This window comes from Skermanella mucosa (genome assembly GCF_016765655.2).
In the GTDB taxonomy this organism is placed as follows: domain Bacteria; phylum Pseudomonadota; class Alphaproteobacteria; order Azospirillales; family Azospirillaceae; genus Skermanella; species Skermanella mucosa.
Genome location: NZ_CP086106.1, coordinates 4,533,083 through 4,557,991, shown reverse-complemented (window position 1 = coordinate 4,557,991; position 24,909 = coordinate 4,533,083). Strand labels below are relative to the sequence as shown.

The following is a 24,909-nucleotide window of genomic DNA, read 5'->3' as shown; positions in this document are numbered from 1 at the left end:
TCCCCTTCGGCTCAGTCGCTCTCGGGATACTCGTAGACCCACGGGCTCTTCTTGTCCGAGCCGGCATCGTGGTCCAGGAAGAACAGGTTGCGCAGGAACCCCGGTGCCAGCACGGCCAGCGGATTGACGCGGACCGACGGGTCGTTCAGCGGCCCCTGGATCTGGTAGGTGGCGGCGAAGATTCCCTGGCCCTCGCCGCCGGTCAGGATGTCGCCCAGCACGGGAATGGAGCCGAGCAGGCGGTTGAGACCATAGATCGGCACGATGGTGCCCTGAAGGTCCGCCTGCTCGGCTCCGACGTCGACGGTTCCCTCCATGGTCAGGCCCAGCGCCGATCCGGAGGTGCGCACCTCGTTGAAGCGCACCTTCTCCTGCCGCTGTTCCCAGCTGAACTCGCCGTTCAGCTTGGCGAAGTTCAGGCCCCGGCCCTCCACGAGCTCGGCGAAGCCGCTGGGTGACACCGCGTTGAGCAGCCTGGCCAGCACCGGCGCGTTGACCATGGAATAATCGTTCATCTCGATCCGTCCGGCCAGCGGGCTGCCCGGTTTGGACGGGTCGGTATGTCCGACGATGGTCAGGCTGCCGCCGCGGATATTGTCGAACAGGTCCAGGGCGTACAGCATCGCGCCGGCGTCGCCGGTCTCCAGCACCAGCCGGCGGCCAGCCGCGTCGGGCGCGTACTGGAGAACCAGATGGGAACCGGATTGGCCGACCCGGGCATTGACCTGGGCCGCGTTCCATCCTTTCCGGTCGCGCTGGAGATTGGCCGAGACCTCGCCCAGGCTCCGCCCTTCGCCCAGGACGACCTGGCCCAGTGCCGCCGTCACTTCGAGCGGGACCTTGTCCTCTCCGTCCGCGGGCTTGACCTTGTCCCCGCCGCGGAGCGGGCGCAGGTCCAGGCTCTGCCCGGAAAGGTTCACCTTCCAGCCGCCCCCCGCCATCGGCGCCGCGTCGCCCGCAAGGCGCGTCGCCCCAAGCGACAGGCCGGCCACGGTCACGCCCCGGACCGCGCCGTCCGGCGCCAGGTCCACGGCGCCGGTCGCCTTGAGCCCCGACGTGTCCAGGGCGATGTCGGAGAGGCGGACGGCGTCGCCCCTGGCCAGTTCCAGCGTCGCGCGGGCGGTGCCGGGAGCGCCCGGCCGCTTGGTCCAGTCCAGGAGTTCCACCGCCATGCCGGCGTCCCGCAGATCCAGGTTGGCCTCGAGCCTGCCCTGGCCCGGCTTGGCGACGGTATAGACGGCGTCCAGGCCGACCGGACCGGTCACATAGGGCCGGGTGGGAAAGCCCAGCCGCTCGCGGTCGGCGTCCCCCACCTCGCCGCGCGCGGTGATCCGGGTCAGGATGTCGGCCTTGGACGAGAAGCTTTCCATCCAGCTGATGTCGGCCGGAATGCCGTTGACCCGTGCCTTGCCGGTGATGACCAGCTTCTGCGGGTCGAGCGTCAGTTCACCGTCGGCCTTGGTCACCGGCAGGCGCGGCAGCAGGCCGCTGACCGACACGTCCGACAGCTTGCCCTTCGCGCCGAACACGACGTCGTCCACCGTCAGGCGGTTGACCAGCGGGAACTTGAAGGTCAGCCGCGCGCTGGCCGATCCGCCGACCGAGGAGGGTTTCAGTCCCAGCTTGTCGGGGAAGCCCAGCGGCTTGTGGTTCAGCACCTCCAGCGCGGTCCGCAGCGGGCCGGAAACCGGTGTCGCGATGTCGATCGCCTGGTCCTTGCGGTCCAGCCCGGTGATCACGACCTTCGACGCTCCCACGGCCATGTCGCGGAGCTGCCCGCCTTCGGCGTCCACCGTCAGCGTGGTCGGGGAGATCCGGACCACGCCGTCCACCCCGGTGACCGGCGGCAACTCCTTGAAATAGCGGACCTGCACGCCCTTGACCCGGATTTCGCTGTCCAGGGACTCCAGCGTGGACTCGTCTGGCGCGTCCAGGTCGATCACCGCATGGGCCGCCGCGCGGGCCTGCTCGGCGCGCCCGGCCGACAGGTTCGCGGTGATCCAGTTCCGCGGGTTGCCGGCGACGCCCTGCGGCCACAGCCGGTTCAGCTCGTCGATCGGCACGCCGGCGGCCTCGACGGTTCCGGTCACGTCCAGCCTGCGGCTGCCGAGGTCGACCGCGACGGCGTTCAGCGAGACCGTCGGGCCTCCCGGTTCCGCGCCCAGGTCGGCGGTGAGCTCGTCCACCACGACTCGGCGCTTCAGGCTGTCGAACGAGGCGCGCAGCCGCGCCTGCGCCAGTTTCAGCGGCTCGGCGTAGAAATCGGGCAGGGTGACGGCGCCGTCGCGCCCGGAGACGTCGATATTCGCCTCCATCGGGATGAAGGCGCGGTCCAGGCGAAGCTCCACCTCGCCGTCCAGCACCATGGCGACGGCGGACAGCGGCCCGAGCGCGGGCGCCCGGTCCGCAAGGTCGGCCGGCGACACGTCGGCGAAGCGTCCCGTGACCTCGGTGACCCCGTCGGCGCTTCGGAACCGGAGCCGGGTATCGAGCCGGGCGACGCGGTTGCCCATCTCCAGGTCGAGCCGGGCGGTCCCGCTCAGGCCCGCCTGGTCGCGCCGCAGGGTGACGTCGCCCCGGGGCGCCTGCCAGACCTGGCCGAGCAGCCGGTCGTCCAAGGTCAGGCGCGCGCCGGAAATCCGCACCTCGGACAGGCGCGACAGCGGGCCGGGCCGGCTGCCGGGCGGCAGTTGCAGCGCTTCCAGCACCTCCTCCACCACGTCGACCTCGCCATGCTCGACCGGCAGGTCGCCGGTGCGCACGTCGACGTCGATCGAGCCGTCCTCCCCGCGCTGGAGCTGGATGTCCGGCTGGAAAACCCGCAGCACGGTCGGCTGGACATGGCCCTGGACCAGTTCGCGCATATCGAAGCTGATGCCCAGCGCCGGCACCGCCGCGATCAGCGCGCCGGTCGGACCGTAGATCCGGGCGTCGCGGGCGCGGACGTCGAACGCCTGGAAGTCGAAGGGGCTCTCCCCGTCCTCGGCTCCCGTGCCGCCCCAGTTCAGCACGGTCTCGGCGATGTCGACCCGGACGCCCATCCGTGAGTCGTTCAGCGTCTGCTCGATCACCGGCGTCAGGAAATCGACCTGGATCGGGCCGCTGGACAGCCGCCACAGGAACAGCGCCACCAGGACCGTCAAGCCGATCAGGACGGCGCTGACGGCTTCGATCAGCACGAGGCCGGTAAATCGTCCCGCCTTCCGGATCACCTCGACACGTCCATCCCGATGACGGTCCCCTTGGCGAAAATAGAGGCACCATGGCCGGCGCCATGGTTGACCCGCACGGCTCCGGCGCGCAGTCTCGACCCCACCGCCGGCCCCAGCCGGACCTCCGCAGCGAACAGTTCAGCCGCCATGACAGCCGCCGACGCCCTTTTCGACCCAGCATCCCTGCCGAAGCCGGCCGACCCCAACGCGACCGCCCTCGGGCTGGAGCGCTGGGCGGAGCAGGCCGCCCGCTGCCCCGACGCCGAGGCCGCCGCGTTCGCCCGCGCATATGCCGAGGACCCGGCCGGCCGCCGGCTGCTGGAATCGGTGTTCGGGAACTCGCCCTTCCTGACCCAGGCCATGGTGATGGACCTGCCCTTCGCCCGGCGCATGCTGACGGAGGGATGGGACGCCAGTTTCGACGCCGAGCTGGAGGCAGTCCGCGCCGATCTGGCCGGGGAACGCGACATGGCGCGCCTGATGGCGAGGCTGCGGGTCGCCAAGCGCCGGGTATCCCTGGTCACCGCGCTGGCCGACATGGCCGGGGGCTGGGACCTGGCCCGCGTCACCGGGGCGCTCAGTACCTTCGCCGAGGACGCGTTGCGGCTGGCCTGCGACCATCTGCTGTCGAAAGCGGCGGCGGGCGGGGCGCTGATCCTTCCCGAGCCGGAGCGGCCCTCGGTCGGGAGCGGTCTGATCATTCTGGCCATGGGCAAGTTCGGGGCGCGGGAGCTCAATTATTCCAGTGATATCGATCTGATCGTCCTCTACGACGACCATGTCGTCCAGACCACCCAGCCGGACAACATGGCCCGGACCTTCGTACGTCTCGCCCGCGATCTTGTCCGCATTATGGAGGAACGTACGCGGGACGGCTACGTCTTCCGCACGGATCTCCGTTTGCGCCCCGATCCGGGCGCGACGCCGCTGGCGGTCTCCATCTCGGCCGCCGAGTCCTATTACGGCAGCCTGGGCCAGAACTGGGAGCGTGCGGCCATGATCAAGGCCCGCGCGGTCGCCGGCGACCTGGAGGCGGGGGCGCATTTCCTGCGCTTCCTGGTTCCCTTCATCTGGCGGCGCAGCCTGGATTTCGCGGCGATCCAGGACATCCACTCGATCAAGCGCCAGATCAATGCCCACCGGGGCTACCGGACGACGGCGGTCAACGGCCACAATGTCAAGCTGGGCCGGGGCGGCATCCGGGAGATCGAGTTCTTCGCCCAGACCCAGCAGCTGATCTTCGGCGGCCGCGACCCGACCCTCCGGACATCGGGCACGGTGGAGAGCCTGCTGGCCCTGGTCGCGGCCGGACGGATCGATCGTTCGGTCGCCGACGACCTGATCCGGGCCTATGCCTTCCTGCGCAAGGTCGAGCACCGCGTCCAGATGAAGGACGACCGTCAGACCCATACGCTTCCGACCGACGATGCCGGTGTCGCGGCGCTGGCCGCCTTCATGGGCTACGACGCGCCGGAGCCGTTCCGCGCCGACCTACTGGGCACGCTGGACCTGGTCGAGGACCATTACGCCGCCCTGTTCGAGGAGGCGCCGCCCCTGGCCGGCGCGGGCAACCTCGTGTTCACCGGGACGGAGGACGACCCGGATACCCTGGCGACGCTCCGCGCCATGGGCTTCGGCAACCCGTCCTCTATCGCCGCCGCGGTGCGCGCCTGGCATCACGGTCGCTACCGGGCGACCCGAAGCACCCGGTCGCGGGAACTGCTGACCGAACTGGCGCCGACCCTGCTGCGGGCGCTGGGCGACACGGCCAATCCCGACGACGCCTTCAACCGCTTCGACGAGTTCCTGGCAAGGCTGCCAGCCGGCGTCCAGCTCTTCTCGATGTTCTACAGCAACCCCAACCTGCTGAACCTGGTGGCGGAGATCATGGGCAGCGCCCCACGCCTCGCGGGAGTGCTCAGCCGCAACCCCAACCGGCTCGACGCTGTCCTGACGCCGGGTTTCTTCGACGCGCTGCCGTCCCGCGAGGCGCTGGCCGAGCAGCTCGGCCTGCTGCTGCGTCAGGCGCGGGATTTCGAGGACGTGCTGAACATCACCCGGCGCTGGACCAACGACCAGATCGTCTGGGCCGGCATCCATATCCTGCGCAACATCACCGATGGCGAGCACTGCGGTCCCTTCCTGTCCGACGTCGCGGACCTGGGGCTGGCGGCCCTGGAGCCGCGGGTGACGGAGGAGTTCGCCCGCCGCCACGGCCGGTTCGACGGGCACGGGGTGGCGATCCTGGCGCTGGGCAAGCTGGGCAGCCGCCAGATGACCCTGCGCTCCGACCTGGACCTGATCATGGTCTACGACGTGCCGCCGGACCTGGGCGCGTCCGACGGCGAGAAGCCGCTGGCGCCGAACGAGTATTTCATCCGGCTGACCCAGCGCATGATCAACGCCGTGACGGCGCCGACCGGCGAGGGGCGCCTCTACGAGGTTGACATGCGGCTTCGCCCCAGCGGCAACGCCGGACCCCTGGCGATCAGCCTGGAGAGCTTCTCCCGCTATCAGGCGAACGACGCCTGGACCTGGGAGCACATGGCGCTGACCCGAGCCCGGGTGATCCACGGACCGCCGGAACTGGTCGAGCGGCTGGAGGCCGCCGTTCGCGCGGTGCTGACCCGCCCCCGCGACTCCGGCAAGCTGCTGCGCGACGTGTCCGAGATGCGCGCCCGGATCGACAAGGAGTTCGGCACGACGGACATCTGGGACGTCAAGTATGTCCGCGGCGGCACCATCGACGTGGAGTTCGTCGCCCAGTACCTGATGCTCCGCCACGCCTCGGAGCACCCGGAAATCCTCAGCGGCGACGCCGCGGCGTCCCTGCGCGCCGCGGCCCGCGCCGGCCTGCTGGACGGCAGGATCGCGGATGATTTGTGCGCGGCGCTGTCCCTGTGGCGCCGCATCCAGGGCTTCCTTCGCCTGACCACGGAGGGACGGTTCGTCGCCGAGAAGGCTCCCGCCGGACTGCGGCATGCCTTGATCCGTGCCGCCTTCCCGGAAAGCGCCGATGACGCCGGCTTCGGTTTCGACGCGCTGGAATCCAAGGCCCGCGGCATCGCCGCCCGGGCGCACCGCCATTTCATCGAGCTGGTGGACGAACCGGCGGCGCGGCTGGCCGACGAGGGGTAATGCGACGCCGCTTGACAATCGACCCTGCAAGCGGTGCCTTTGATGCGGAATCGGAGGTTGGTATGTCCCAACGGGTGGCAGCCTGGATAAGGCAGGCGGATCATGATCTGAAGCATGCCCACGACTCCCTGGCGGCGGGCGGCTTCGACTGGGTCTGCTATGCGGCCTCCCAATCCGCGGAAAAGTCCCTCAAGGCCGCTCTCCTGTCTCTCGGCGCCGATTCGGTTTGGGGCCACAATCTCGTAGCCTTGCTGGATCGTGTTCAGAAGATGGGTGGAATGGCCGTCGCTGCCGACCTGATGGACGACGCCCGGATGCTCACGCAATACAATGTGCTCGCGCGGTATCCGATGGGAGACGAAGCGATCGCGCCCGCCGAACTGTTCACCCGGGCGCAGGCGGAGGGAGCCATCGCTTCGGCCGAGCGGATCCGCGAGTTCCTGAGGATGCACGTCCTTGGATCATGAGCGGTATGCCGCGCGGACCAACTCGGTGCGCGCCCGCAGGCGGGACGACCTGATCGCCGGCCTTCGGGCCGCCATGTCCGCGCATCCTCCCGCCGGCGTGCGGGAGGTCAGGCTATTCGGCTCGTGGGCTCGCGGCGACTTCGACGGCCTGTCGGACATCGACCTTCTGGTGGTGACGGACAATGAAGGCGTGACGTTGGACGTGCTGACGCTGCCGGACGCCGAGCGGATCGATGTCGTCAACGTGCCGCACGATCGCCTGGCCCGCTACCTCGCCGAGCGCCACTCGTTCCATACCCGGGCGATGCGCGAAGGCGTGGTCGTCTTTCCGGCAGTACCCGGCCAGTAGGTCGGCCTCGGCCGGAGGCCGACGCCGACGGTGTGGCCGGCGCAATGTTCTAAACCATTGATTCCAGTCAGGCGAACCAGATCCCGTCGTCTATGTACGGCGCCCGCTGCATCTTGTGCTCGACAGATTCGGAGAAACCGACCAGCGCCTCGGTCCGGGTCATCCCGGCGTCCAGGGCGCCGGTCCAGTTCCGCAGGCCGTCCGGATCGCCTTGGCGGTCCAGCACGTTGCGGTACAGAAGGTTGACGAACCCCGCATTGTCCACGGCGCCGTAGCGTTGCTGGAACTCGTCGGAGCCGATGAAACCTCCTGCGGCTTCATGCAGCGTCATGCCGGCCTTGACCGCCGCCGTCCAGCCGACCAGCCCTCCGGGGTCGGGCAGGCGGTCGAACGCGCTGTCGTAGAGGCGGGCAACCGCCGCGGCGTGATCGTCGCGCAGCCAAAGTCCCTGCTCGACGGCGGGAGCGGTCCGCTGGATGTTCTCCGCCGACTCCGAGAAGCCGACCAGCGCCTCGGCCCGCGTGAGGCCGGCACCCAGCGCGCCGGTCCAGTTGGACACGCCCGTCTCCTCGCCCTCGCGATGGAGGACGTTGCGGTAGAGCTGTTCGACGAAACCCCGGTCGTCCAGCGGGCCGTACCGGAACTTGAACTCGTCGGACCCGACGAAACCGTCGGCCGCCTGGGTGAGCGTCAGGCCTCCGGCGTCCAGGGCCGCCTTCCACCAGAGCAGGCCGTCGGGTTCCGGCGCGCGGCCCAGGGCGGCCCCGTAGAGGCGGAAGACCTGTGCGGCGGTATCCCCGGTATCGGTCACGTAGCGTCCGTCGGCAAAGACCAGATGCTCCACCCCGCGCACGGTGTCCATGCCGTCGGGGCCTGAAACCTTGCGGTCTCCGCCCGTGTCGAAGGTCAAGGCGTATTGCCGGCGGGGTGCCGCCCACAGGGTGGTGTCGATGCCGGGACCGCCGTCGATCAGGTCGCTTCCGGCGCCGCCTTCCAGCCAGTCGCCGCCGGTGCCGCCGTAGATCCGGTCGTCGCCGTCACTGCCGTAGATCCGGTCGTCGCCAGCCTCGCCCAGGATCAGGTCCTTTCCGGCGGCGCCGCGCAGCAGGTCCGGCCCGGCACCTCCGGCAAGCGTCAGCCCGACGGGGCCGTCGCCGAAGGAGCCGCCGTCGTCGGTGGCGAAGACGCTGCCGCGCAAGGCCGCGATGGCCGCCAGCTTATCCGGGAGGACGGTGCGCCAGTCGTCGGCCAGGATGCCGCCGGTATCGACGGAGTTCGGGTTCCACGACCACCAGGCCCAGGACAGTCCGGCCGTGGGCTGTCCGGCGTCGGTCGCGCCGTCGCCGTCCAGGTCGCCGTTCAGCGTGGCCGTGAGCTTCGACAGCCAGACCAGGTCCTTGGGGTCGTTCAATTTGGTGCCGAACTCCCCCAGCAGGACGGGGGCGATGTTCTGCCGCGCGATGAAACCCCATTGGGTGTCGAACAGGTCCTGGAGATCCGCGGCGTAGCCGTCGCCCTGGAACCACGGCTGGGGATAGACGGAGTTGGGATAGTCGTGGGGCGAATAGACGAGCTTGCCGGCGACGGGCAGTTCGACCGGGTCGTCGGCGACGCCCTGGAGGTTGCCGCCCCACCAGTACCAGCTTCCCTTGTAGGTCTCGATCCCCTCGACCAGGATCAGCCAGTCGGGGTTGACCGCCTGGATCGCCGCTCCGGCGCGTTCGGCCGCGGCTTCCCAGTCGGTGGCGGGGTTTTCGTCGCCCCAGGTCGCCTGGCCGTGGGGCTCGTTGTGCAGGTCGGCGGCGACGACAGTGCTGTTGCCCTTGTAGCGCTGGGCCAGCATCACCCAGTCGTCGATCCACTCCCGTTCGGTATGGGTGCCCTCGTACCACAGGCCGTTCTGGTTCGGTCCGTCGCCGGCGGCGCTGCGGTGATGGTCGAGGATGATCCGCAGCCCGATCCGCCCGGCATGCTCGACGATCTTGTCGATGATGCCGAGGCCGTCGAGCCCGATCAGGTCCGGGTTGAGGGTGCCGTTGATGTTCGCCGGAACCCTGCCGTCCAGCAGTTCGGACGAGAAGGGAAGGCGGATCGCGTTGAAGCCGGCATCAGCCATCTGCTTCATCATGTCCTGCCAGTTCCGGGCGTTCAGCCCGTCCGGCGAGGCGCGCAGGGACTCCAGGCCGAACCAGTTGACGGCGGCCAGGCGGACCGGCGTGCCGGCGGCATCGACGATCTCGTTGCCGCGGGTGGACAGGAAGCCGTCGGCCACCAAGCCAGGAGTCGCGGGCGATGGGCCGTCGTCGTCATGGATCGTTCCGGTCGCCTGCCAGCGGACCGGAACGGCTCCCTCGACCGACTTGATCGCCAGCCGTACCGTCTCGTTCAGTTCGGCGCCGGTGTCGCCGACGATGTCGAGCCGGACCGTCGCCCTCGTCTCGCCCGGGGCAAAGGTCACGGTGCCGCCGGCGTTCCCGTAATCCGTCCCGGCGGTGGCACCGCCCGCGGCCGTCTCCCAGCGCACCGTTATCGGCGTCGCCGAAGCCTGGGACAGGCTGAAGTCGAATGTCAACGGCGTGGTACCGGAGTCGCCCTCGACCGCGAAGCCGTCGGTCACCGTCAGGTACGGCATCGCGTCCGCTTGCCCGGAGGCGGACGGCAGGAAGACCGGCTCCGCCGGGGTGCCTTGCGCCGTGAAGCCGATATTGGCGCTCTGGCCGGGCGCCAGCGTCCCGTTCATGCCGACATTGCCGAAGGTGGTCACCCCCGTAGGCGACGGCAGCACGGTGACGTTCCACCAGGACTGGATGACCCACGGCGCCGCGAACGACAGGCGCCAGTCGGTCACGGTCTCCGGCCCATCGTTGGTCACCAGGATCTCGGCCGAGAATCCCTGGTCCCAGACGTTGCCGGGCTTGAAGACGGTACGGATGCCCATGGAACTCGCCCTTGATCGACTGCCGGAACAAGGACGATAAATAGTCGGATTCGCGGAAAATTTACCTCTTTATAAAGAGTGGATTTGAGCCGCATGCGCGCCATCCCGACGGCTGCGCCAATTTTGCCGGCGCGTTCGATAGGGGTAATGTGCGACAATCGCCATGCGGATTGCCGCAAGCACAGGTGGAAAATCGGCATGGATGTCGCCGGGTTCAGATTCGCGGTCGAGACGCTGGAAAAAGGCAGATGGTCGGTGCTGTGCCTGATGGCCGACGACATCGCCGCCGCGCGCATGGCCTATTCCCTGATGACGCTCTATCCGTATGACGGCATACGGCTGGCGCTGTTCGACCCGGCGCTGGGCGACAGTCCCGAGCGGGTGATCTGGGAACACCTGAAGGCGCCGGCGGAAGAAACGGTAAACGATGCCACGGGCGACGCCACGGACGACGCCACCGATGACGCCGACATCCTCGACCTGACCCCGCTGCCGGACGGGCATCCGCTGGACCGCGAGGACGAGGACGGCCCGCGCTCCTTCCGCCTGGGTTCCGAGCCGGAAATCGACGATCCGGGGGCGGTCGCCAGGCGGAAGCTCTCCCGCGGCAGGCCGGCGGCGGCAGCGGCGCCTCGCCTTTGGCCGCCCAGCCGGCGGCTTGCCGGGCGGGCGATCGGCGCGGGGCTGGTCATCTCGGGCATCTTCGGCGCCGCCCTGCTGAACCTGCCCGAACGGCCGCCGCCCCGTCCGCCGGAACAGCCCCCGCGTCTCGCCGACATGGCGCCCGCGCCGCCGGCCGCAGTTCCCCCCGCTCCGGCGCAGGTTCCCCCCGCCGAGCCCGTTCCCCCGGAGCAGGCGGCGGACACATCGGCGATCCTGGGCAAATGGGCGAAGGACGCGCAGGCCTGCGCGAGCGATTACCTGATCTTCCTGCCCGATCGCAGCGTCCTGGTCGATGCGCGGCTGGCGCTCGCGTCGGGCGGGCCGGTCTTCTACGGCGCGGAGGGAGGGGACATCACGGCTTTCGACGGGGTCACCGAGTCGCGCTACCGCCCGGCGGCCCCGGACAGGATCCGGCAGGTCTCCTATTTCAGCAGCCGCACCGGGCCGCACGAGGGCGGGCCGACGCTGGTCCGCTGTCCCGACGCCGAGCCGCCGCCCCACGTGGAGTGGACGCCGAACCCGATCGACCGCGAGACCGCGCTTTTGCGGCTGGCCGACGCGCGGTCCCGCTTCGAGGCCGCCCGCGCGGTGGCGGGCTCGCCGTCCGTCCCGGCGCCGCTGCGCGGGCGGTGGGGCGCCCGGTGCGACATCGGCTACCTGCAATGGGAGGACGGCGTCCAGACCTCGTGGAGCACCTTCGGCGGCACCGAGAAGCGCGCGATATCGGCCTACAAGGAACTGGGCACCCGCTTCACCATCGTGTTCGAGGGGGGCTATACCCAGTTCTACGACCTCGTCGCCGAGGACCAGATCGTGCTGGCCGGTGTCGGCGCCCAAGGCGTCATGACCGACCCGGCGCCGCCGCCCTGGACCGGGCGGCGTTGCCCGGTGCCGACGGAGTCGTGACTTACGCCCCGCCGATCCGGCGATAGACGAAGGGCGGGGGAGCCGCGCCCGCTTCCCGTTCCGCGAGGGCGAAGATCTCGTCGTGGAACGGCGACAGTCCGCAGGCGGGATCGACCGCGTCGGCCTTGCCGGTCAGCGCGAAGGCCTGGCAGCGGCAGCCGCCCCAGTCGATCTCGCGGCGGTCGCAGGTCCGGCAGGTCTCGGGCATCCAGTCGGTGCCCCGATAGGCCTGGAAAGCGGCGGAGTTCCGCCAGATCTCTCCCAGGGGCCGGTCCTGGACGCGGTCGAATTCCAGCCCGGTGATGCTCTCGGCGGCGTGGCAGGGCAGCACCTTGCCGGCCGGCGAGACGTTGAGGAACTGGCGGCCCCAGCCGCCCATGCAGGATTTCGGGCGCTTGGCGTAATAGTCCGGGATGACATAGTCGATCATCAGCCGGCCCTTGAGCCGGTCCCGCGCCTCGGTTACCACCTCGGTCGCCCGGTCGAGCTGCTCGCGGGTCGGCAGCAGCGCCGCCCGGTTCTTCAGCGCCCAGCCATAATACTGGACATGGGCGACCTCCAGCCGCTCCGCTCCCAGGTCGAGCGCGAGCTGGATCATCTCCTCCAGACGGCCGAGATTGTGCCGATGGACGACGGCGTTGACGGTCAGCGGCAGGTCCGCTTCGCGGATCAGGCGCGCTACTTCCAGCTTCCGGGCCTGGGCGCCCGCGAAATTGCCGATCCGCTCGGCGCTTTCGATATCGGTGTCCTGGAAGCTGAGCTGCACATGGTCCAGCCCGGCGTCGTACAGTTCCTTCAGCCGGGCCGCATCGAGCAGCACGCCGGAGGTGATCAGGTTGGTGTAGCAGCCGAGCTTGGCCGCGTGCCGGATCAGTTCCGCCAGGTCCTTCCGAACGGTCGGCTCGCCGCCGGAGAAGTGGACCTGAAGGATGCCCAGCTCGGCCGCCTCGGTCAGCACCCGCTTCCAGGTCGCCGTGTCCAACTCCGCGCCGGAGCGTTCCAGCTCGACCGGGTTGGAGCAGTAGGGGCACTGCAGCGGGCAGCGGTGGGTCAGCTCGGCCAGCAGCGCCAGCGGCGGCGCAGGAGAAGCCTTGCCTGTGCTGTCCTTCGCGGGAGACGGCGAGAGGGCGTTCATATCGTGATGATCCCCTTGTCGGACAGGTCCTGGAGCATGGCGACCACGTCGGCGGCGACCACGTCGCGTTCCGCCTCGAAGGTCTTTGCCAGATCGTCGATGATGTCCTTCAAGGTGGTGTCCCCGTCGCAGCGTTTCAGGACCTCGACCGCGATTTCGTCGGGCATGAAGACTTTTTCCGGGGCCAGGACGACCCAGGCCTCCCGGGCCTGGTCGAACCGGAACTTCACGTGCCGCGGCAGGCGCGGCACGTTTTCCTCGGTGATCGTCGCCATGGCTCAGCGCCGCTCGGGCACGAAGGCGCCAGGGGGGATGTGGCCGGGGGAGACATAGGCGTGGTACAGCGCGTCGAGCTGAGCCCACAGCACGTCGCACTTGAACTCCAGCGCCGCCAGCACCGCCTGCTGCTGGTCGGGGCGGCGGGCCTCCCGCTTGACGTAGGCCAGCGCGAAGTCGGCGTCGCGCGGCGCCTCGGTCAGGCGGTTGTTGAAATAGGCCAGCGTCTCCTTGCTGACGAAGTCGTAGTTCGCCAGCATGCCGGAGACCCGGTTCTGGATGATGCCGGGCGAGAACAGCTCGGTCAGCGACGAAGCGACCGCTTCCAGCACGGTCCGGTCGCGCACGAAATGGACATAGGCCTCCACCGCGAACTTGGTCGCGGGCAGGATTCCAGCGCAGCTTTCCACGTAGGCGGTGTCGAGCTTCAGACCCTCGGTCAGCTTCAGCCAACGGGCGATGCCGCCTTCCCCGGGCTGGCTGCCGTCATGGTCGATGATGCGCTGGCGCCAGGCCCGCCGGTCCTCGACGCTGGTCAGGCGCGACAGCACGACCGAGTCCTTGATCGGGATGTTGCACTGGTAATAGTAGCGGTTCAGCGCCCAGGCCTGCACCTGGCCGAAATCCAGCTTGCCGGTGTGCAGCAGCTGGTGGAACGGATGGAGGCTGTGGTAGCGCGCGGCGCCGATGGCGCGGAGGCGTTCTTCGAGCTGGTCCTGGCTCAGCAGTTCGGTCATGGCGAAACTTCCCGTCCGTCTTCCCCCACTTCCCAGCCGGCCTCTTCGACGGCGGCGCGTTCCGGGCTGTCATCCAGCAGGATGGGGTTGGTGTTGTTGATGTGGATGAAGATCTTGCGCCGGATGCCCAGGTCGGCGAAGGCGGCCAGCGACCCGTCGGCGCCGGACACGCTCATGTGGCCCATGCGCCGGCCGGTCTTGGTACCGACGCCGTTCAGGACCATCTCGTCGTCCCGCCACAGGGTGCCGTCGAACAGCAGCAGGTCGGCCCCGCGCAGGCGGTCGGCCAATGCCGGGGTCAGCTTCGCGCAGCCGGGAATGTAGAAGAAGCTCTTGCCGCCGCCGCTGATCCGCAATCCCACGGTGTCCTCGGTCTCGCCGTCCAGCACGGGGGCGGCGTCTTCCAGATAAAGGGCCACCTTGCCCGGCACGGCGAACATCTCGACGCGGATGCCGCTGGGGCCGTCGGGGCCGACCAGCTCGACCGGATCGTTCAGCGCCAGGGTGCGGCGCTCGACGAGGTCCGGGTTGAGAACCTGGAAGATGCTGTTGGCGGCCAGCACCGCATGGATGCGCGAGGTCGCGTAGAGCGACAGCGGCTGGCTTTCGCGCAGGTTAATCAGTCCCGCGATATGGTCCACGTCGCCGTTGGTCAGGACGACCCCGGCGATCGGGCTGTGCCGCCTTCCGTGGCGCGGGTGGAGCAGGGGAGTGTTCAGGATCTGCTGGCGCAGGTCGGGCGACGCGTTCAGCAGGAACCAGCGCTCGCCGTCGGCGCTGATCGCGAGCGACGACTGCGTCCGGGGCTTGGCCGCCGGATCACCGGTGCGGGCGCGCCGGCAGGTGTCGCAGTTGCAGTTCCATTGAGGGTAGCCACCGCCGGCGGCCGAGCCCAGCACAACTATTTTCACGGCCGTATCCAGTCTTCAACCGCAGGCGGGGGCGGATAGCTTAGATCTCAGCGCAGGCGTAGCAGTTGATTTCCATGCCGACGGCGATCTCGACGATGCGGGGGGTCTTCCACTTCATAGCGTGATCCTCTCCAGGTTGATGTTACGAGCAGCACTCGCCTCACCTTTTCGCGGTAAGGAACGCCATAATAGCGTTCCGGACGAGACTGTAACGCTGTACTTTGGTCTAAGTGCCGATCAGGTCAAGGGGAGGCCCCCTATCGGATCCCCGATCGGTGCCATGACCATTCGGGTTCCGCCTGCCGTCGCGCCGGGCTGTGCGCCACTCCGTCACCGTCACGGCGACCGCCAGCCAGAAGCCGCCGACCAGATAGCCGCTGGCGACGTCGCTGACGAAGTGGACGCTCAGGTAGATCCGGCTGAAGCCGATCAGCATGATCGCCACCGCTCCCCAGAACAGCACCTCGAAGCGGGCGCGGGGCTGGGTCTGGATGGTCCGCCAGACGCTGTAGGCGATGAACCCGTACACGGAGATGGCGGCGGTGGCGTGGCCGCTGGGAAAGGCCGGGCTGTGCTCGTCCAGCAGGTCCCAGGCCCCGGGCCGCTCGCGCGCGATCACGTATTTGGCGGTCCAGGTCGTCGCCTGGGCCCCGATCAGGCAGATCCAGAACGGGACGACCAGATGGCCTCGGCTGCTGCTCCACCACAGCAGGGAGGCGACCAGCCCGACGATGGTGATGGTCGGTCCCTGGCCCCACAGGGTCAGCCAGACCATGGCCCCGATGAAGGGCTCGACCCGGTGGGCGTCGAACCAGCGGTCCACGGCGTTGTCCAGCGCCACCAAGTCCTCGGCCTCGTGCAGTTCCTGCACCATCCCGCCGAACAGGGCCACCAGATAGACCGTGAAGATCACCATCAGCGTCAGGGGCAGCCCGGTGAACGGGCGGGTGCTCAGCCGCGCCTTGAGGAATCGGAACGCCCGCGGGAAGCGGCTTTCGAACAGCGCCACCACCGGCCGGTCGCGCACCCAGTGCCGCGACATCTTCACGGGACCCTGGAGGCGCTCCGCCCCCCGATTGACCAGCCACAGCAGTCCGCGCGCCAGCCCGTAGAGGATCGCCAGCCCGGCGGCCAGGAGCGCCACGGCGAGCAGTAGATTCAAGGTGGAAATGACGGACCTCCCGACGCTGACCAGATGCCGCATCAACGCCGGCGGACCTGCGAAGTTGCCGGCCGGATCGCCTCAGCCGAAGAAGCCGATGCGGTGGACGACGCCGACGCTGACCCGGCGCATCAGTTCGTACAGGCCGTTCATCGGCTTGAAGATGTCCTCGTTCTCCCGCTGATAGTTCTGGCTCTCGTCGCTGGCATAGGTCGCCCGCTCGCCGAAATCTCCGGTCACGGCGGCGTCGGTGGTCGCGGGGAAGATGCGTTCCAGCTGGCTGACGGCGGTCGGGATATCCAGGTGGAGCACCCGCATCAGCAGCCGGGCGTGGGTCGTGTTGTGCTGGCTGCTGAACTGCGGGATGTGGGTCGCCAGCAGGAAGATCTCGTGGATCAGCGCGATCCGGACCGCATGCAGGATGGCCAGCTGCTCGCGCGCGGCCGGGGTCACCAGCGCCCCGCAGCCGCCGCCCTCGACCAGGGCCAGCCCGTCGCGCAGCAGGCAATAGTCGGCGAACAGCCTGCGGCCCACCTTGGTCTGGCGGGCGTGAAGCTGGGTATCCTCCAGGTACCGCGCCAGACGCCGCATCTCTTCCGCCCGCGCCTTGTCCGGCGTCTTGGCCGCGCGCAGCAGCCACAGCCCGGGATCGAGCGTGTCCACATAGGCCCGCAGCGCGTCGGGCGACGAGATCGCGGCGCCGTACTCGACCATGCCGATCAGCTGGCGGAACCGGCTGGACCGGGCATAGAGCTGGCGGAACCGTTCCGGGTCCTTGCCGATCGCCTCGCCGACGCCGCTGATCGTGTTGGCCGGCAAGCCCAGCTGCTGGAGGATCGCGTTGTGCGGGATCGCCCGGATCTGGCTGACCGAGGCCTGCTCGCTGTCGTCGGCGCTGTCGTGCTGGCGCTTGATCGCCCGGCTGCCCGACGGGAACAGCAGGTTGGTGCCGAAGGCCCCGAGCAGCGTCGCGTAGTCCGGGCTCTTCACCAGCGAGACCTGGAACTCCTTCACCGTGGTGAAGAACTCGGTGATGTAGTCCGGGTCCTCGTAGAACGGGTCCCCCCGGGCGTCGCCCCGGTCGCCGAACATATGCTCCAGGATCCGGGTGACCACCGCGAGGGCGCCGGCCGGCGTCACGAAATAGAGGAAGCCGTCGCCGCCCTGAAAGCTGACCTCCTGCTTGAAGTCCACCTTGCTGTCGGCCAGGAATTCAAGCGAATAGGGCGTGGCGGTATAGCTCAGCCGTTCCTCGAAGCCCGCGGGATGGGCGCCGCGGCCGATCGACTCGCCATGGGTGTCGAAGATCACCAGCTGCACGCCGGTCAGGCCGTGCTTGGGGAACAGCCGCGCGATGCGCAGCCGGAGCCGCTCGATCGAGGCGGAGGCCGGTGTCTGCCCCAGGTAGCGCCCCGCGTCGGAGAAGCCGGTCTGGATGCAGAGCCGCCCGCGCGCCTGGACATAGGCCCGGTAATGCGGGTTCTCCAGCAGCTGGTCGATCACCCGGCTGCCCAGTTCCAGCGCCTTCTCCGTCTCGAACAGCGGGCTGATGTCGATCTTGTCGGCGACCCCGAACAGGCGGGCGTAGTAGAGCGCCGTCAGCGGCGTGAAGGCGGACTCGCACTCGGCGATCAGGAACCGCACGGGAGTGGTGGCGTCGGCATATTTCAGCATCTGCGCCACGATCATGAACAGCCGCTTGGCGGAGGTCCGCTCCGACATGATCGAGCCGAAATTGATCGTCTGCGGCCTGACCTTGTCCAGCAGGTCGTTCAGCGACGCCAGGTAGGACTGGCGGTAGCGCGGGTCGTCGGGCGCCGTCTCCATGCCGACGGTCTTGCGGATCGCGTTGTGCAACTGGGTCGCGTTGATCCGGACATGGGTGTGCGCCATGCCCAGGCCGTAGTTCGCCAGCTCCGCGCGCAGGGTGCACAGCCGGCGGATCGCCGGATCGCGGTCGGTGCCGCCCGAGGTCGCCAGCCGGATGATCCGGTCGATCAGGCCGATCGCCTGGGAATTGTCGATCAGCCGCAGCGAGATGCCGTCATGCATGCGCTGGGCGATCCGCTGGATGTGGGGCAGGGCGCCGGCTTCCCCGGGGTCCTGGCCGAACACGCCGATCTCGTCGGTCACCTCGTTGATCGCCAGCGCCAGCCGCGATTCGAGCAGGTCCAGGGTGTGGCGGATCTCCTCCCCGGCCGACGCGAGGCCGCGCACCGCGCGCACCTCCTCCCGGTAATGGCGGAGCTGGCCGGCCTGGACGATCAGGCGCTTGCGCAGCGTGTCGGTCCACTTGATGTCCGACCGCCCGTCCAGGTCGTAGCCGACCCAGCTCGCCACCGTGATCATCTTGGGCGTCAGTTCGGTCCAGAGCTCGGGATAGACCTCCTCCGCGACGGCGTAGACGATCCCGTAGAGCCGGCGCAGCGCCGCCTGGACGTTGCCGATCGCGATCAGCGACAGGGTGTGCTCGCGGGTCAGGCTCAGGTCGTCGTCGGGGCGGTGGACCAGCCCGGCCATATGCTCGACCAGTTCGGCCCGGGTCGAGTCCGACAGCGGCGTGCCGTCGCCGGCCCGGCCCGACGCCAGGGTGGTCAGCAGCTCCATCAGCTCGCCCGACAGGTTGAAGGTCGGGTGCGCGGTCATGACGATGCCGAACAGCTCGCGCTCCACCTGGACGCGGAACGCCTCGAACGGCACGGGGGCCTCGGCGCCGGGCGGCACGGCCAGCGCGCGGATCCGGGCGGCCAGGGACGCGGCGTTGGCCTCCGGGTCCATCTCCCCGACATAGCGCGACAGGCGGGCGGCGCGGCCGATGAAGCCGTCGGCGGACAGGTACTGGATCAGCTGCTCCAGCGTCGCGTAGGAGACCGAGCCGTCCTCGATCCTGCGCCACAGCTCCAGCGCCACCCGCTGCACCGGGTTGCTGAACGGATCGTCGTCGGTCGCGGCGGAGAACCGCCTCAAGGCTTCGCCCAGTTCCGCCGTCAGGGCGGCGAGATCGGCGGGCGGCGCGCTTCCCGCGGGGAAGCAGGCGTCACCGGTCAGCAGCGGCCAGCGCAGGTCCGCCATCGGGGGCCGTGCGGGTTCAGATGCCGGGCCGGGGGCGGTCGGCATGGGGGCGGGGGCGGAGACCGGGGCGTCCTGGGGCATCTTGCGGGCTTTCGTGGGGCGGTTGCGGCCCGGGGCGGCGCCGGCAACGGGTGCGAGGGGGCGCCGTGGCATGGCGTCGGTCTCTCCCTTGTCGAGGCTTCCGGGGTCGGGGCTTCCGGGGAAGCTTTGGTCCAGGCGGGACGGCGCGCCGGAGGTGCTGCGCCGCGGTGCGGGAACGATGCGTCGGACCGATTCGGCTGTCAACGATTTAGGGTCGCGTTTTATGGAAATGTCCGCCGCGGTGCGGCAAGGATGGGCGCCTTCCCTCCGCCTGCGCCTTCCATGGTGGGCGAGGCGGCTGCTAGACTGCAGCATGACCGATCATCCCGATCCTTCGGACCAGGCCGGCGTCGTTGCCTTCCTGTCCGCCCCGGACACCCACGGGGGCGCCGCGGTCGAGCGCGTCGATACCCACGGAAGCATCGTCTTCCTGGCCGGCGACCGCGTCTACAAGCTGAAGCGCGCGGTGCGCTTCCCCTACATGGACTACGGCACGGTCGAGCGCCGACGCATCGCCTGCGAGGCGGAGGTTCGGCTGAACCGGCGCACGGCGCCGGCGGTCTATCTCGGGGCCGCCCCCGTGCTGCGCCGGCCCGACGGTTCCCTGGCGCTGGGCGGGATCGGGACGCCCCGTTCGGATGCCGGCGGCGTCCCGGTCGACTGGGTCGTGGTGATGTCGCGGCTGGACCAGGACACCCTGTTCGACCGCATGGCCGATCGCGGCGCCCTCGACGCCGGCCTGATGCGCGACCTCGCCGAGACCATCGCGTCCTTCCATGGCGGGGCCGAGGTGGTGACCGACCGCGGCGGGGCCGACGCCATGCGCTGGGTGGTCGAGGACAACGTCGCGGAATTGGCGGAACGGCCGGACGTCTTTCCGCCCGATCGGGTCCGAACCCTCGGCGAGTCCTCGGCCGCCGCGCTCGACCGGTTCGGGGGGCTGCTGGACCGCCGCCGCGACGGCGGGTTCGTCCGGTTCTGCCACGGCGACCTGCACCTGCGGAACATCTGCCTGGTCGACGGGCGGCCCACGCTGTTCGATTGCGTCGAGTTCAACGACGACATCGCCGTCATCGACGTGCTGTACGACTTGGCATTCCTGCTGATGGACCTGGAGCATCGCGGGCTCCGTCCGCTCGCCAACACGCTGCTGAACCGGATGCTGGAGCTGACGGGCGACTGCGATGGGCTGGCGCTGCTGCCGCTGTTCCTGTCCGCCCGCGCCGCCGTCCGGGCCAAGGTGCTGGCGAGCGGCGCCGCGGCGCAGCCCGATCCGGCGGCGGCCCGGGCGGAAGCCGCGGCCTACCTGGACCATGCCGTGGCCGCGATCCGGCCTCCCGGACCCGTGATGGTGGCGCTCGGCGGCCTCTCCGGAACGGGCAAGACGACGGTCGCGCGCGCCCTGGCGCCCCGCATCGGTCCGGCACCGGGAGCGGTGATCCTGCGCAGCGACGTGCTGCGGAAGCGGCTCCTCGGCGTGGAGGAGGTCGAGCGGCTGCCGCCCGATGCCTATTCCGGGGAGATGACCCGCCGGGTCTATGCCGAGCTGCTGGAGCGCGCGGGCCGCATCGTCCGGGCCGGGCACGCCGTCGTGGTCGATGCCGTCAATGCCCGGCCGGAGGAGCGGGCCGACCTGGAGGAGATGGCGCGGAGCGCCGGCGTGCCGTTCCGGGGCGTCTGGCTGGAGGCGGACGCCGATACCCTGATCGCCCGGGTGCGGTTGCGGACCGGCGACGCGTCCGACGCCGATGAGGATGTGGTGCGCCGTCAGCTTCTTTATAAAATTGAACCGCTCGGCTGGTCGCGCGTGCCTTCGGTTGGCGATACCGCTTCAATCATATCGAATATAGAGAAAATTACTTTGTAATTACGCCTTAGTTGAAGGCGGTTCGCATACAGTCACCGGCAGCAAGATTATCTGCTCGAATTGATGTGCATCATTGTGGAGCGTGGCCGACGGTCTTAGGCTGATGCTAACCATAAGGGTTCCCCGATCGAGGGAGAGACTGGAATGCTCCGAAAAATCCTGGTGCCGTTGATCGGTCGCGATTGCGACCGCTCGGTCCTCGCGATGGGCTTCGCCGTCGCCAAGACATTCGATGCCCATGTGGAGGCGCTGCATGTCGGCGGCGATCCGCGCGACATGGTCCCCATGCTGGGCGACGGCTTGTCGGGTGCCATGATCGAAGAGATCATGAAGGCGGCGGAGCAGGAATTCGCCGCCGACGCCGAGATCGCCCGCAAGCATTTCGAGGCGGCGCGCGCCGCCGCCCAGGCGGCCCTCGTGCAGTCCGCTCCCGGGCCGGGCATGGCGTCGGGCCGGATACGGTCGGTGACCGGCGTGATGGAGGACGTGATCCCCCACGAGGTCAGGCTGGCCGACCTGGTCGTCTTCCCGCAGGCCGTGGGAGTCGGCGACAGCCGGCTTTCGGTGACGCTGGAAGCGACGCTGCTCGGTTCGGCCCGGCCGCTGCTGCTGGCCCCGGAACGGCCGCCGGCCAAGATCGGCGGCACGGTCGCGATCGCCTGGAACGGCGGGGCCGAATGCGCTCGGGCGGTGGCGGCGGCCATGCCCTTCCTGATCCGTGCCGCATCCGTCTTCATCGTCACTGCGGACACCGCCGTCACCTCGGCCGACGAGGCGGCCCGCCTGGCGGATTATCTCGCCTGGCACGGCATCCAGCCCACCGTCGACACGATCCGGCCAACGAAGGAGTCCGTGGGCAGCGCCCTGGCCGGCCGCGTCACCGAACTGGGCGCCGACCTGCTGGTAATGGGCGGCTACGGCCACAGCCGGGTCCGCGAAATGATCCTCGGCGGCGTGACCCGCCATATCCTCTCCCATCCCGGATTGCCGGTCCTGATGGCGCACTGAGGGGGACCGGCGGACGGGAACAGCGAGGCGGACGCGACTAAATCAAAAGCCCCGGTCAACAGGGGCGACATCCCGGAGGAGTACCAAGACATGATCACGATAGAGGACTGCATCGCTCTCAGTGAACTGACCGAAAACGAGATCCTGGCCATCGCCGAGCATGAGCACGTGCCGGAGATGATCGCCCTGGAAATGGGGAACTATCTTCTGCACCGTCCCGACGGCGAGACCTGCATCAAGGGGATCATCCTCGATGACATCAGGCACGCGCAGGACCGTGGCGACATGCGGCACGTCGCCCGCCTGAAGCTGGTGCTCCGGCATTTCATGGACACCCACCAAGACGGCGGTCTCTGCTGAACGGGGTCCCGATGTGCGCTGCCCATGGCGGCAGGGTCCAGGGAACCGGCACGGGGATCTTGATGGTGTGGCGGTCCGGAGCATCGTAGGTCGGCCTTCGGCCGACCTACGGCAGACTACGTCGGTGCAGCTTTAAAAACGAAACCGGCCCCCGCGCGAGCGGGGACCGGATCGATATCGTCGTTGCGCGTGGTCAGTTCAGGCCGTACTTGGCGAGCAGCCGGTCGAAGGTTCCGTCCTGCTGGATCACCTCGAAGGCCGACTGCCACTCTTCCATCTTGACCAAGTCGCCCTTCAGGCTCGTGCCGATGAAGGAACCGGTGACCTCGACCGGGGTGCCGAACACCAACTGGTCCTTGCGGCCGATGCCGCGCCACTCGCTGACGGTCATCGCGTTGATGCCGTAGATCGAAGCGACCTTGCCGGCGGCCAGCCCTTCGACCAGGGCCTTGTTGGACGGGAACTCGACGGTGTTGGTCAGCCCGTATTCCTTCATGAAGGTCTGGGAGGAGCTGCGCTCCAGCACGCCGATCGAGGCGATCTTCTTGGCGTCTTCCGGAGTGTTGATCGGAGCCGCACCCGGCAGGGTGGTGAACGATCGCTTCATGTCGAACATCTTGGTGATCCAGCGGAAGCTGTTCTCGCGCTGCGGGGTCCGGGTCAGCGGGAAGATCACGATGTTGGATTCGTTCTGGGCGATCTTCGACGCGTCGGTCCAGAGCATCATCTCGATCGGGGCCGAAACCTTGACCAGCTTCTTGATCTCCTCGACGACGTCGTACAGGAAGCCCTTGTCGCTTCCCGAATCATCGGTCAAGGGGGGAAAGACGCCGGTGACGATCCGGATCTGCGCCTGGGCCGTACCAGCGGCGAACAGCCCGGCGCTCAGGACCAGGGCTGCGGCGGTTTGGATGGCCTTGCTGAAAAAGCTGCTCTTGTTGACCGCACCATCGCGCTGGAACATGGGGGATCCCTTTCGATTCGTTGTAAGTTCCCGATTAGTCGCGATGGATAGTCAATTGAAATGGTTATCGCTTAATTAAAATGCCGCGGGTGCGGCAAAATTACCAAGTCATACGAAGTGTTCGGTGCATTCTAATGAATGAACTTGGTTAACGTTGCGGAGTGAATACTATCTTATGTAATTGTGGGGCAGCTGAATATTGTATGCCGAAGTCTCAGGGCGAGACATCCCCCGTCGGCGGCCGAGGTGCCCACCGGGCCGCCGCGGCATCGTCGTCCTCCTTGGCCTCGACCCAGCGGCTGCCCTCGGAGGTCTCCTCCAGCTTCCAGAAGGGCGCACGGGTCTTCAGCCAGTCGATCAGGAAATGGCAGCTCTCGAAGGCCGCCTCGCGGTGGGCGCTGGCGGTGGCGACCAGCACGATCCTGTCGCCCGGTTCCAGGCGGCCGTAGCGGTGGATGATCAGGGTCGCCTGGAGCGGCCAGCGCCGCCGCGCCTCGGCCTCGATTTCGGCCAGCTGGCGCTCGGTCATGCCCGGATAGTGCTCCAGCGTCATGGCGCTCGGCCCGCCGCCCATCTCCCGCACCAGGCCGACGAAGCTGGTGACGCCGCCGACGGCGTGGTTGCCATCGGTGAGGGCCGCCAGCTCGGCGCCGATGTCGAAGTCCTCCCGCTGGACGCGGATCGCCATGCGCTCAGCCCCCCGTGACGGGCGGGAAAAGCGCCACCTCGTCCCCCGCGCGGAGCGGATGGTCGGGGCGGGCATATTCCTGATTGACCGCCACGCGGACCACCGCCGCGTTGCCGAAGGCGTCGGCGAACCCGGGGCCTCGCGTGCGCAGCCACTCGACCAGGGACGCCACGTCGCGCACATGCTCGGGCGGCGCCACCTCTTCCTGGGTGATCCCGGTCTTGGTCCGCAGCCAGGCGAAATAGAGCAGCTTCATGGCGATTGCTTCCTGATATGGCCGAAGCCGTTCCGGCCCGGGTTCAGCCCGCGCTCCGCGCCGTATTGGCGCCGTGCGGCTGGGCCGGGCGCGGCACCGGTTCCGGCTCGGGTTCACGTTCCTCGTTCATGTGCTTCCAGCCGGCATGCATGTAGTCCCAGCCGGTGATCAGGGTCAGCAGCCCGGCGGCCCACAGGCCCACTTCGCCGATCATCTGGACCGGCACCCCGGACGGGCCGTCGTCGCCCACGATCAGGATGCCGAGCGCCACCATCTGGATGGCGGTCTTCCATTTGGCGAGCTTGCTGACCGGCATGCCGACGCGGATGCCCGCCAGGAACTCGCGCAGTCCCGAGACCAGCACCTCCCGCAGCAGGATCACGACGGCCGGCAGCACCGAGATGCCGCTCAGCTTGTCCACCGCCACCAGCATGAACAGTACGGCCGCGACCAGGAGTTTGTCGGCGATCGGGTCGAGGAACTTGCCGACGAGCGACACCTGCGACCAGCTCCGCGCCAGGTAGCCGTCGAAATAGTCGGTTATGGCGGCCAGCGCGAACAGGCCGCACGCGGTCCAGGCCGCCCAGTGCTCACGGACGAAGAACAGCCCGATGATGATCGGGATGACGATGATCCGCGAGAGTGTCAGGAGATTGGGCAGGCTGGTCAGCATGACAAAAGGCTCTGATTGGCGGCGTTCCGGCGGACCTGGATAGGCC

21 protein-coding genes are annotated in these 24,909 nt (G+C 68.8%); 7 read left to right on the top strand and 14 right to left on the bottom strand.

Annotated elements, in window-relative coordinates; all coding sequences use genetic code 11:
• Window positions 1-11: 11 nt before the first annotated feature.
• Both JL100_RS21155 and JL100_RS21150 read right to left on the bottom strand, forming a co-directional pair.
• Window positions 12-3,212 (bottom strand): YhdP family protein, encoded by a 3,201-nt coding sequence (locus JL100_RS21155; protein ID WP_202682659.1) that lies wholly within the window; start codon window positions 3,210-3,212, stop codon window positions 12-14.
• Entirely contained in the window at window positions 3,209-3,361 is a 153-nt protein-coding gene (locus JL100_RS21150; RefSeq protein WP_202682658.1) for a hypothetical protein, read from the bottom strand. Before JL100_RS21150 ends, JL100_RS21155 begins: the two co-directional genes overlap by 4 nt.
• Between JL100_RS21150 and JL100_RS21145 the strand changes: the two genes are divergently transcribed.
• The 3 genes from JL100_RS21145 to JL100_RS21135 all read left to right on the top strand — a co-directional run bounded on the left by JL100_RS21145 (window position 3,360) and on the right by JL100_RS21135 (window position 7,166).
• On the top strand, window positions 3,360-6,350 hold the full coding sequence (locus JL100_RS21145) for a bifunctional [glutamine synthetase] adenylyltransferase/[glutamine synthetase]-adenylyl-L-tyrosine phosphorylase (RefSeq protein WP_202682657.1): 2,991 nt from the start codon (window positions 3,360-3,362) through the stop codon (window positions 6,348-6,350). The two genes, JL100_RS21150 and JL100_RS21145, sit on opposite strands and share 2 nt — an antisense overlap.
• Window positions 6,351-6,412: 62 nt before the next feature.
• The gene (locus tag JL100_RS21140; protein WP_202682656.1) at window positions 6,413-6,817 is read left to right on the top strand and encodes a HEPN domain-containing protein; all 405 of its coding nucleotides are present in this window, start codon (window positions 6,413-6,415) and stop codon (window positions 6,815-6,817) included.
• A complete protein-coding gene (locus JL100_RS21135) occupies window positions 6,807-7,166 on the top strand; it encodes a nucleotidyltransferase domain-containing protein (protein ID WP_202682655.1) in 360 nt (119 codons plus the stop codon). Before JL100_RS21140 ends, JL100_RS21135 begins: the two co-directional genes overlap by 11 nt.
• Before the next feature lie 67 nt (window positions 7,167-7,233).
• Here JL100_RS21135 and JL100_RS21130 read toward each other — a convergent pair whose 3' ends face one another.
• Complete coding sequence (locus JL100_RS21130) at window positions 7,234-10,104, bottom strand: DUF4214 domain-containing protein (protein ID WP_202682654.1); 2,871 nt, start codon at window positions 10,102-10,104, stop codon at window positions 7,234-7,236.
• 198 nt (window positions 10,105-10,302) lie between these two features.
• Between JL100_RS21130 and JL100_RS21125 the strand changes: the two genes are divergently transcribed.
• Window positions 10,303-11,673: a hypothetical protein gene (locus tag JL100_RS21125; protein WP_202682653.1), complete on the top strand. Its 1,371-nt coding sequence runs from the start codon at window positions 10,303-10,305 to the stop codon at window positions 11,671-11,673.
• Between the two features lies 1 nt (window position 11,674).
• On the opposite strand, the gene pqqE is transcribed toward JL100_RS21125, so the two are convergent.
• The 7 genes from pqqE to JL100_RS21090 form a co-directional block, all read right to left on the bottom strand.
• Window positions 11,675-12,808, bottom strand: coding sequence for a pyrroloquinoline quinone biosynthesis protein PqqE (gene pqqE, locus JL100_RS21120; RefSeq protein ID WP_202682652.1), 1,134 nt, complete (start codon window positions 12,806-12,808; stop codon window positions 11,675-11,677).
• The gene (pqqD, locus tag JL100_RS21115; protein ID WP_202682651.1) at window positions 12,805-13,083 is read right to left on the bottom strand and encodes a pyrroloquinoline quinone biosynthesis peptide chaperone PqqD; all 279 of its coding nucleotides are present in this window, start codon (window positions 13,081-13,083) and stop codon (window positions 12,805-12,807) included. Before pqqD ends, pqqE begins: the two co-directional genes overlap by 4 nt.
• Window positions 13,084-13,086: 3 nt before the next feature.
• Window positions 13,087-13,821 carry a pyrroloquinoline-quinone synthase PqqC gene (pqqC, locus tag JL100_RS21110; protein ID WP_202682650.1) on the bottom strand — a complete coding sequence of 245 codons (735 nt, stop codon included), beginning with the start codon at window positions 13,819-13,821 and terminating at the stop codon, window positions 13,087-13,089.
• A complete protein-coding gene (gene pqqB / locus JL100_RS21105; protein WP_202682649.1) occupies window positions 13,818-14,732 on the bottom strand; it encodes a pyrroloquinoline quinone biosynthesis protein PqqB in 915 nt (304 codons plus the stop codon). The genes pqqC and pqqB overlap by 4 nt, the downstream gene beginning before the upstream one ends.
• A 40-nt stretch (window positions 14,733-14,772) precedes the next feature.
• Entirely contained in the window at window positions 14,773-14,850 is a 78-nt protein-coding gene (pqqA, locus tag JL100_RS21100) for a pyrroloquinoline quinone precursor peptide PqqA (protein ID WP_084165078.1), read from the bottom strand.
• 108 nt (window positions 14,851-14,958) lie between these two features.
• Window positions 14,959-15,894 (bottom strand): phosphatase PAP2 family protein, encoded by a 936-nt coding sequence (locus JL100_RS21095; protein ID WP_202682648.1) that lies wholly within the window; start codon window positions 15,892-15,894, stop codon window positions 14,959-14,961.
• Window positions 15,895-15,975: 81 nt separating this feature from the next.
• Window positions 15,976-19,119 (bottom strand): phosphoenolpyruvate carboxylase, encoded by a 3,144-nt coding sequence (locus JL100_RS21090; RefSeq protein WP_202682647.1) that lies wholly within the window; start codon window positions 19,117-19,119, stop codon window positions 15,976-15,978.
• Window positions 19,120-19,360: 241 nt separating this feature from the next.
• On the opposite strand from JL100_RS21090, the gene JL100_RS21085 reads away from it, so the two are divergent.
• The 3 genes from JL100_RS21085 (at window position 19,361) to JL100_RS21075 (ending at window position 22,282) form a co-directional block, all read left to right on the top strand.
• A complete protein-coding gene (locus JL100_RS21085; RefSeq protein WP_202682646.1) occupies window positions 19,361-20,914 on the top strand; it encodes a bifunctional aminoglycoside phosphotransferase/ATP-binding protein in 1,554 nt (517 codons plus the stop codon).
• Window positions 20,915-21,058: 144 nt separating this feature from the next.
• Complete coding sequence (locus JL100_RS21080) at window positions 21,059-21,922, top strand: universal stress protein (protein WP_202682645.1); 864 nt, start codon at window positions 21,059-21,061, stop codon at window positions 21,920-21,922.
• A 90-nt stretch (window positions 21,923-22,012) separates the two neighbouring features.
• Window positions 22,013-22,282 (top strand): hypothetical protein, encoded by a 270-nt coding sequence (locus tag JL100_RS21075; protein ID WP_202682644.1) that lies wholly within the window; start codon window positions 22,013-22,015, stop codon window positions 22,280-22,282.
• 193 nt (window positions 22,283-22,475) lie between these two features.
• On the opposite strand, the gene JL100_RS21070 is transcribed toward JL100_RS21075, so the two are convergent.
• The 4 genes from JL100_RS21070 to pgsA all read right to left on the bottom strand — a co-directional run bounded on the left by JL100_RS21070 (window position 22,476) and on the right by pgsA (window position 24,863).
• Complete coding sequence (locus tag JL100_RS21070; RefSeq protein ID WP_202682643.1) at window positions 22,476-23,246, bottom strand: substrate-binding periplasmic protein; 771 nt, start codon at window positions 23,244-23,246, stop codon at window positions 22,476-22,478.
• 214 nt (window positions 23,247-23,460) lie between these two features.
• Window positions 23,461-23,934, bottom strand: coding sequence for a molybdenum cofactor biosynthesis protein MoaE (locus JL100_RS21065; protein ID WP_202682642.1), 474 nt, complete (start codon window positions 23,932-23,934; stop codon window positions 23,461-23,463).
• Between the two features lie 4 nt (window positions 23,935-23,938).
• Window positions 23,939-24,190 carry a molybdopterin converting factor subunit 1 gene (moaD, locus tag JL100_RS21060; protein WP_158046646.1) on the bottom strand — a complete coding sequence of 84 codons (252 nt, stop codon included), beginning with the start codon at window positions 24,188-24,190 and terminating at the stop codon, window positions 23,939-23,941.
• Window positions 24,191-24,233: 43 nt separating this feature from the next.
• Window positions 24,234-24,863, bottom strand: a complete 630-nt coding sequence (gene pgsA, locus JL100_RS21055; protein WP_202682641.1) for a CDP-diacylglycerol--glycerol-3-phosphate 3-phosphatidyltransferase — start codon at window positions 24,861-24,863, stop codon at window positions 24,234-24,236.
• Between the last annotated feature and the right edge of the window lie 46 nt (window positions 24,864-24,909).

Bases quoted from the DNA above. Each gene is read 5' to 3' on its own strand.
- JL100_RS21090 (WP_202682647.1), bottom strand. From the start codon at position 19,119: ATGCCACGGCGCCCCCTCGCACCCGTTGCCGGCGCCGCCCCGGGCCGC.
- JL100_RS21065 (WP_202682642.1), bottom strand. From the start codon at position 23,934: ATGGCGATCCGCGTCCAGCGGGAGGACTTCGACATCGGCGCCGAGCTG.
- JL100_RS21145 (WP_202682657.1), top strand. From the start codon at position 3,360: ATGACAGCCGCCGACGCCCTTTTCGACCCAGCATCCCTGCCGAAGCCG.
- pgsA (WP_202682641.1), bottom strand. From the start codon at position 24,863: ATGCTGACCAGCCTGCCCAATCTCCTGACACTCTCGCGGATCATCGTC.
- JL100_RS21125 (WP_202682653.1), top strand. From the start codon at position 10,303: ATGGATGTCGCCGGGTTCAGATTCGCGGTCGAGACGCTGGAAAAAGGC.
- JL100_RS21130 (WP_202682654.1), bottom strand. From the start codon at position 10,104: ATGGGCATCCGTACCGTCTTCAAGCCCGGCAACGTCTGGGACCAGGGA.
- JL100_RS21140 (WP_202682656.1), top strand. From the start codon at position 6,413: ATGTCCCAACGGGTGGCAGCCTGGATAAGGCAGGCGGATCATGATCTG.
- pqqE (WP_202682652.1), bottom strand. From the start codon at position 12,808: ATGAACGCCCTCTCGCCGTCTCCCGCGAAGGACAGCACAGGCAAGGCT.
- pqqA (WP_084165078.1), bottom strand. From the start codon at position 14,850: ATGAAGTGGAAGACCCCCCGCATCGTCGAGATCGCCGTCGGCATGGAA.
- JL100_RS21075 (WP_202682644.1), top strand. From the start codon at position 22,013: ATGATCACGATAGAGGACTGCATCGCTCTCAGTGAACTGACCGAAAAC.
- JL100_RS21150 (WP_202682658.1), bottom strand. From the start codon at position 3,361: ATGGCGGCTGAACTGTTCGCTGCGGAGGTCCGGCTGGGGCCGGCGGTG.
- moaD (WP_158046646.1), bottom strand. From the start codon at position 24,190: ATGAAGCTGCTCTATTTCGCCTGGCTGCGGACCAAGACCGGGATCACC.
- JL100_RS21085 (WP_202682646.1), top strand. From the start codon at position 19,361: ATGACCGATCATCCCGATCCTTCGGACCAGGCCGGCGTCGTTGCCTTC.
- JL100_RS21080 (WP_202682645.1), top strand. From the start codon at position 21,059: ATGCTCCGAAAAATCCTGGTGCCGTTGATCGGTCGCGATTGCGACCGC.
- pqqC (WP_202682650.1), bottom strand. From the start codon at position 13,821: ATGACCGAACTGCTGAGCCAGGACCAGCTCGAAGAACGCCTCCGCGCC.
- JL100_RS21070 (WP_202682643.1), bottom strand. From the start codon at position 23,246: ATGTTCCAGCGCGATGGTGCGGTCAACAAGAGCAGCTTTTTCAGCAAG.
- pqqD (WP_202682651.1), bottom strand. From the start codon at position 13,083: ATGGCGACGATCACCGAGGAAAACGTGCCGCGCCTGCCGCGGCACGTG.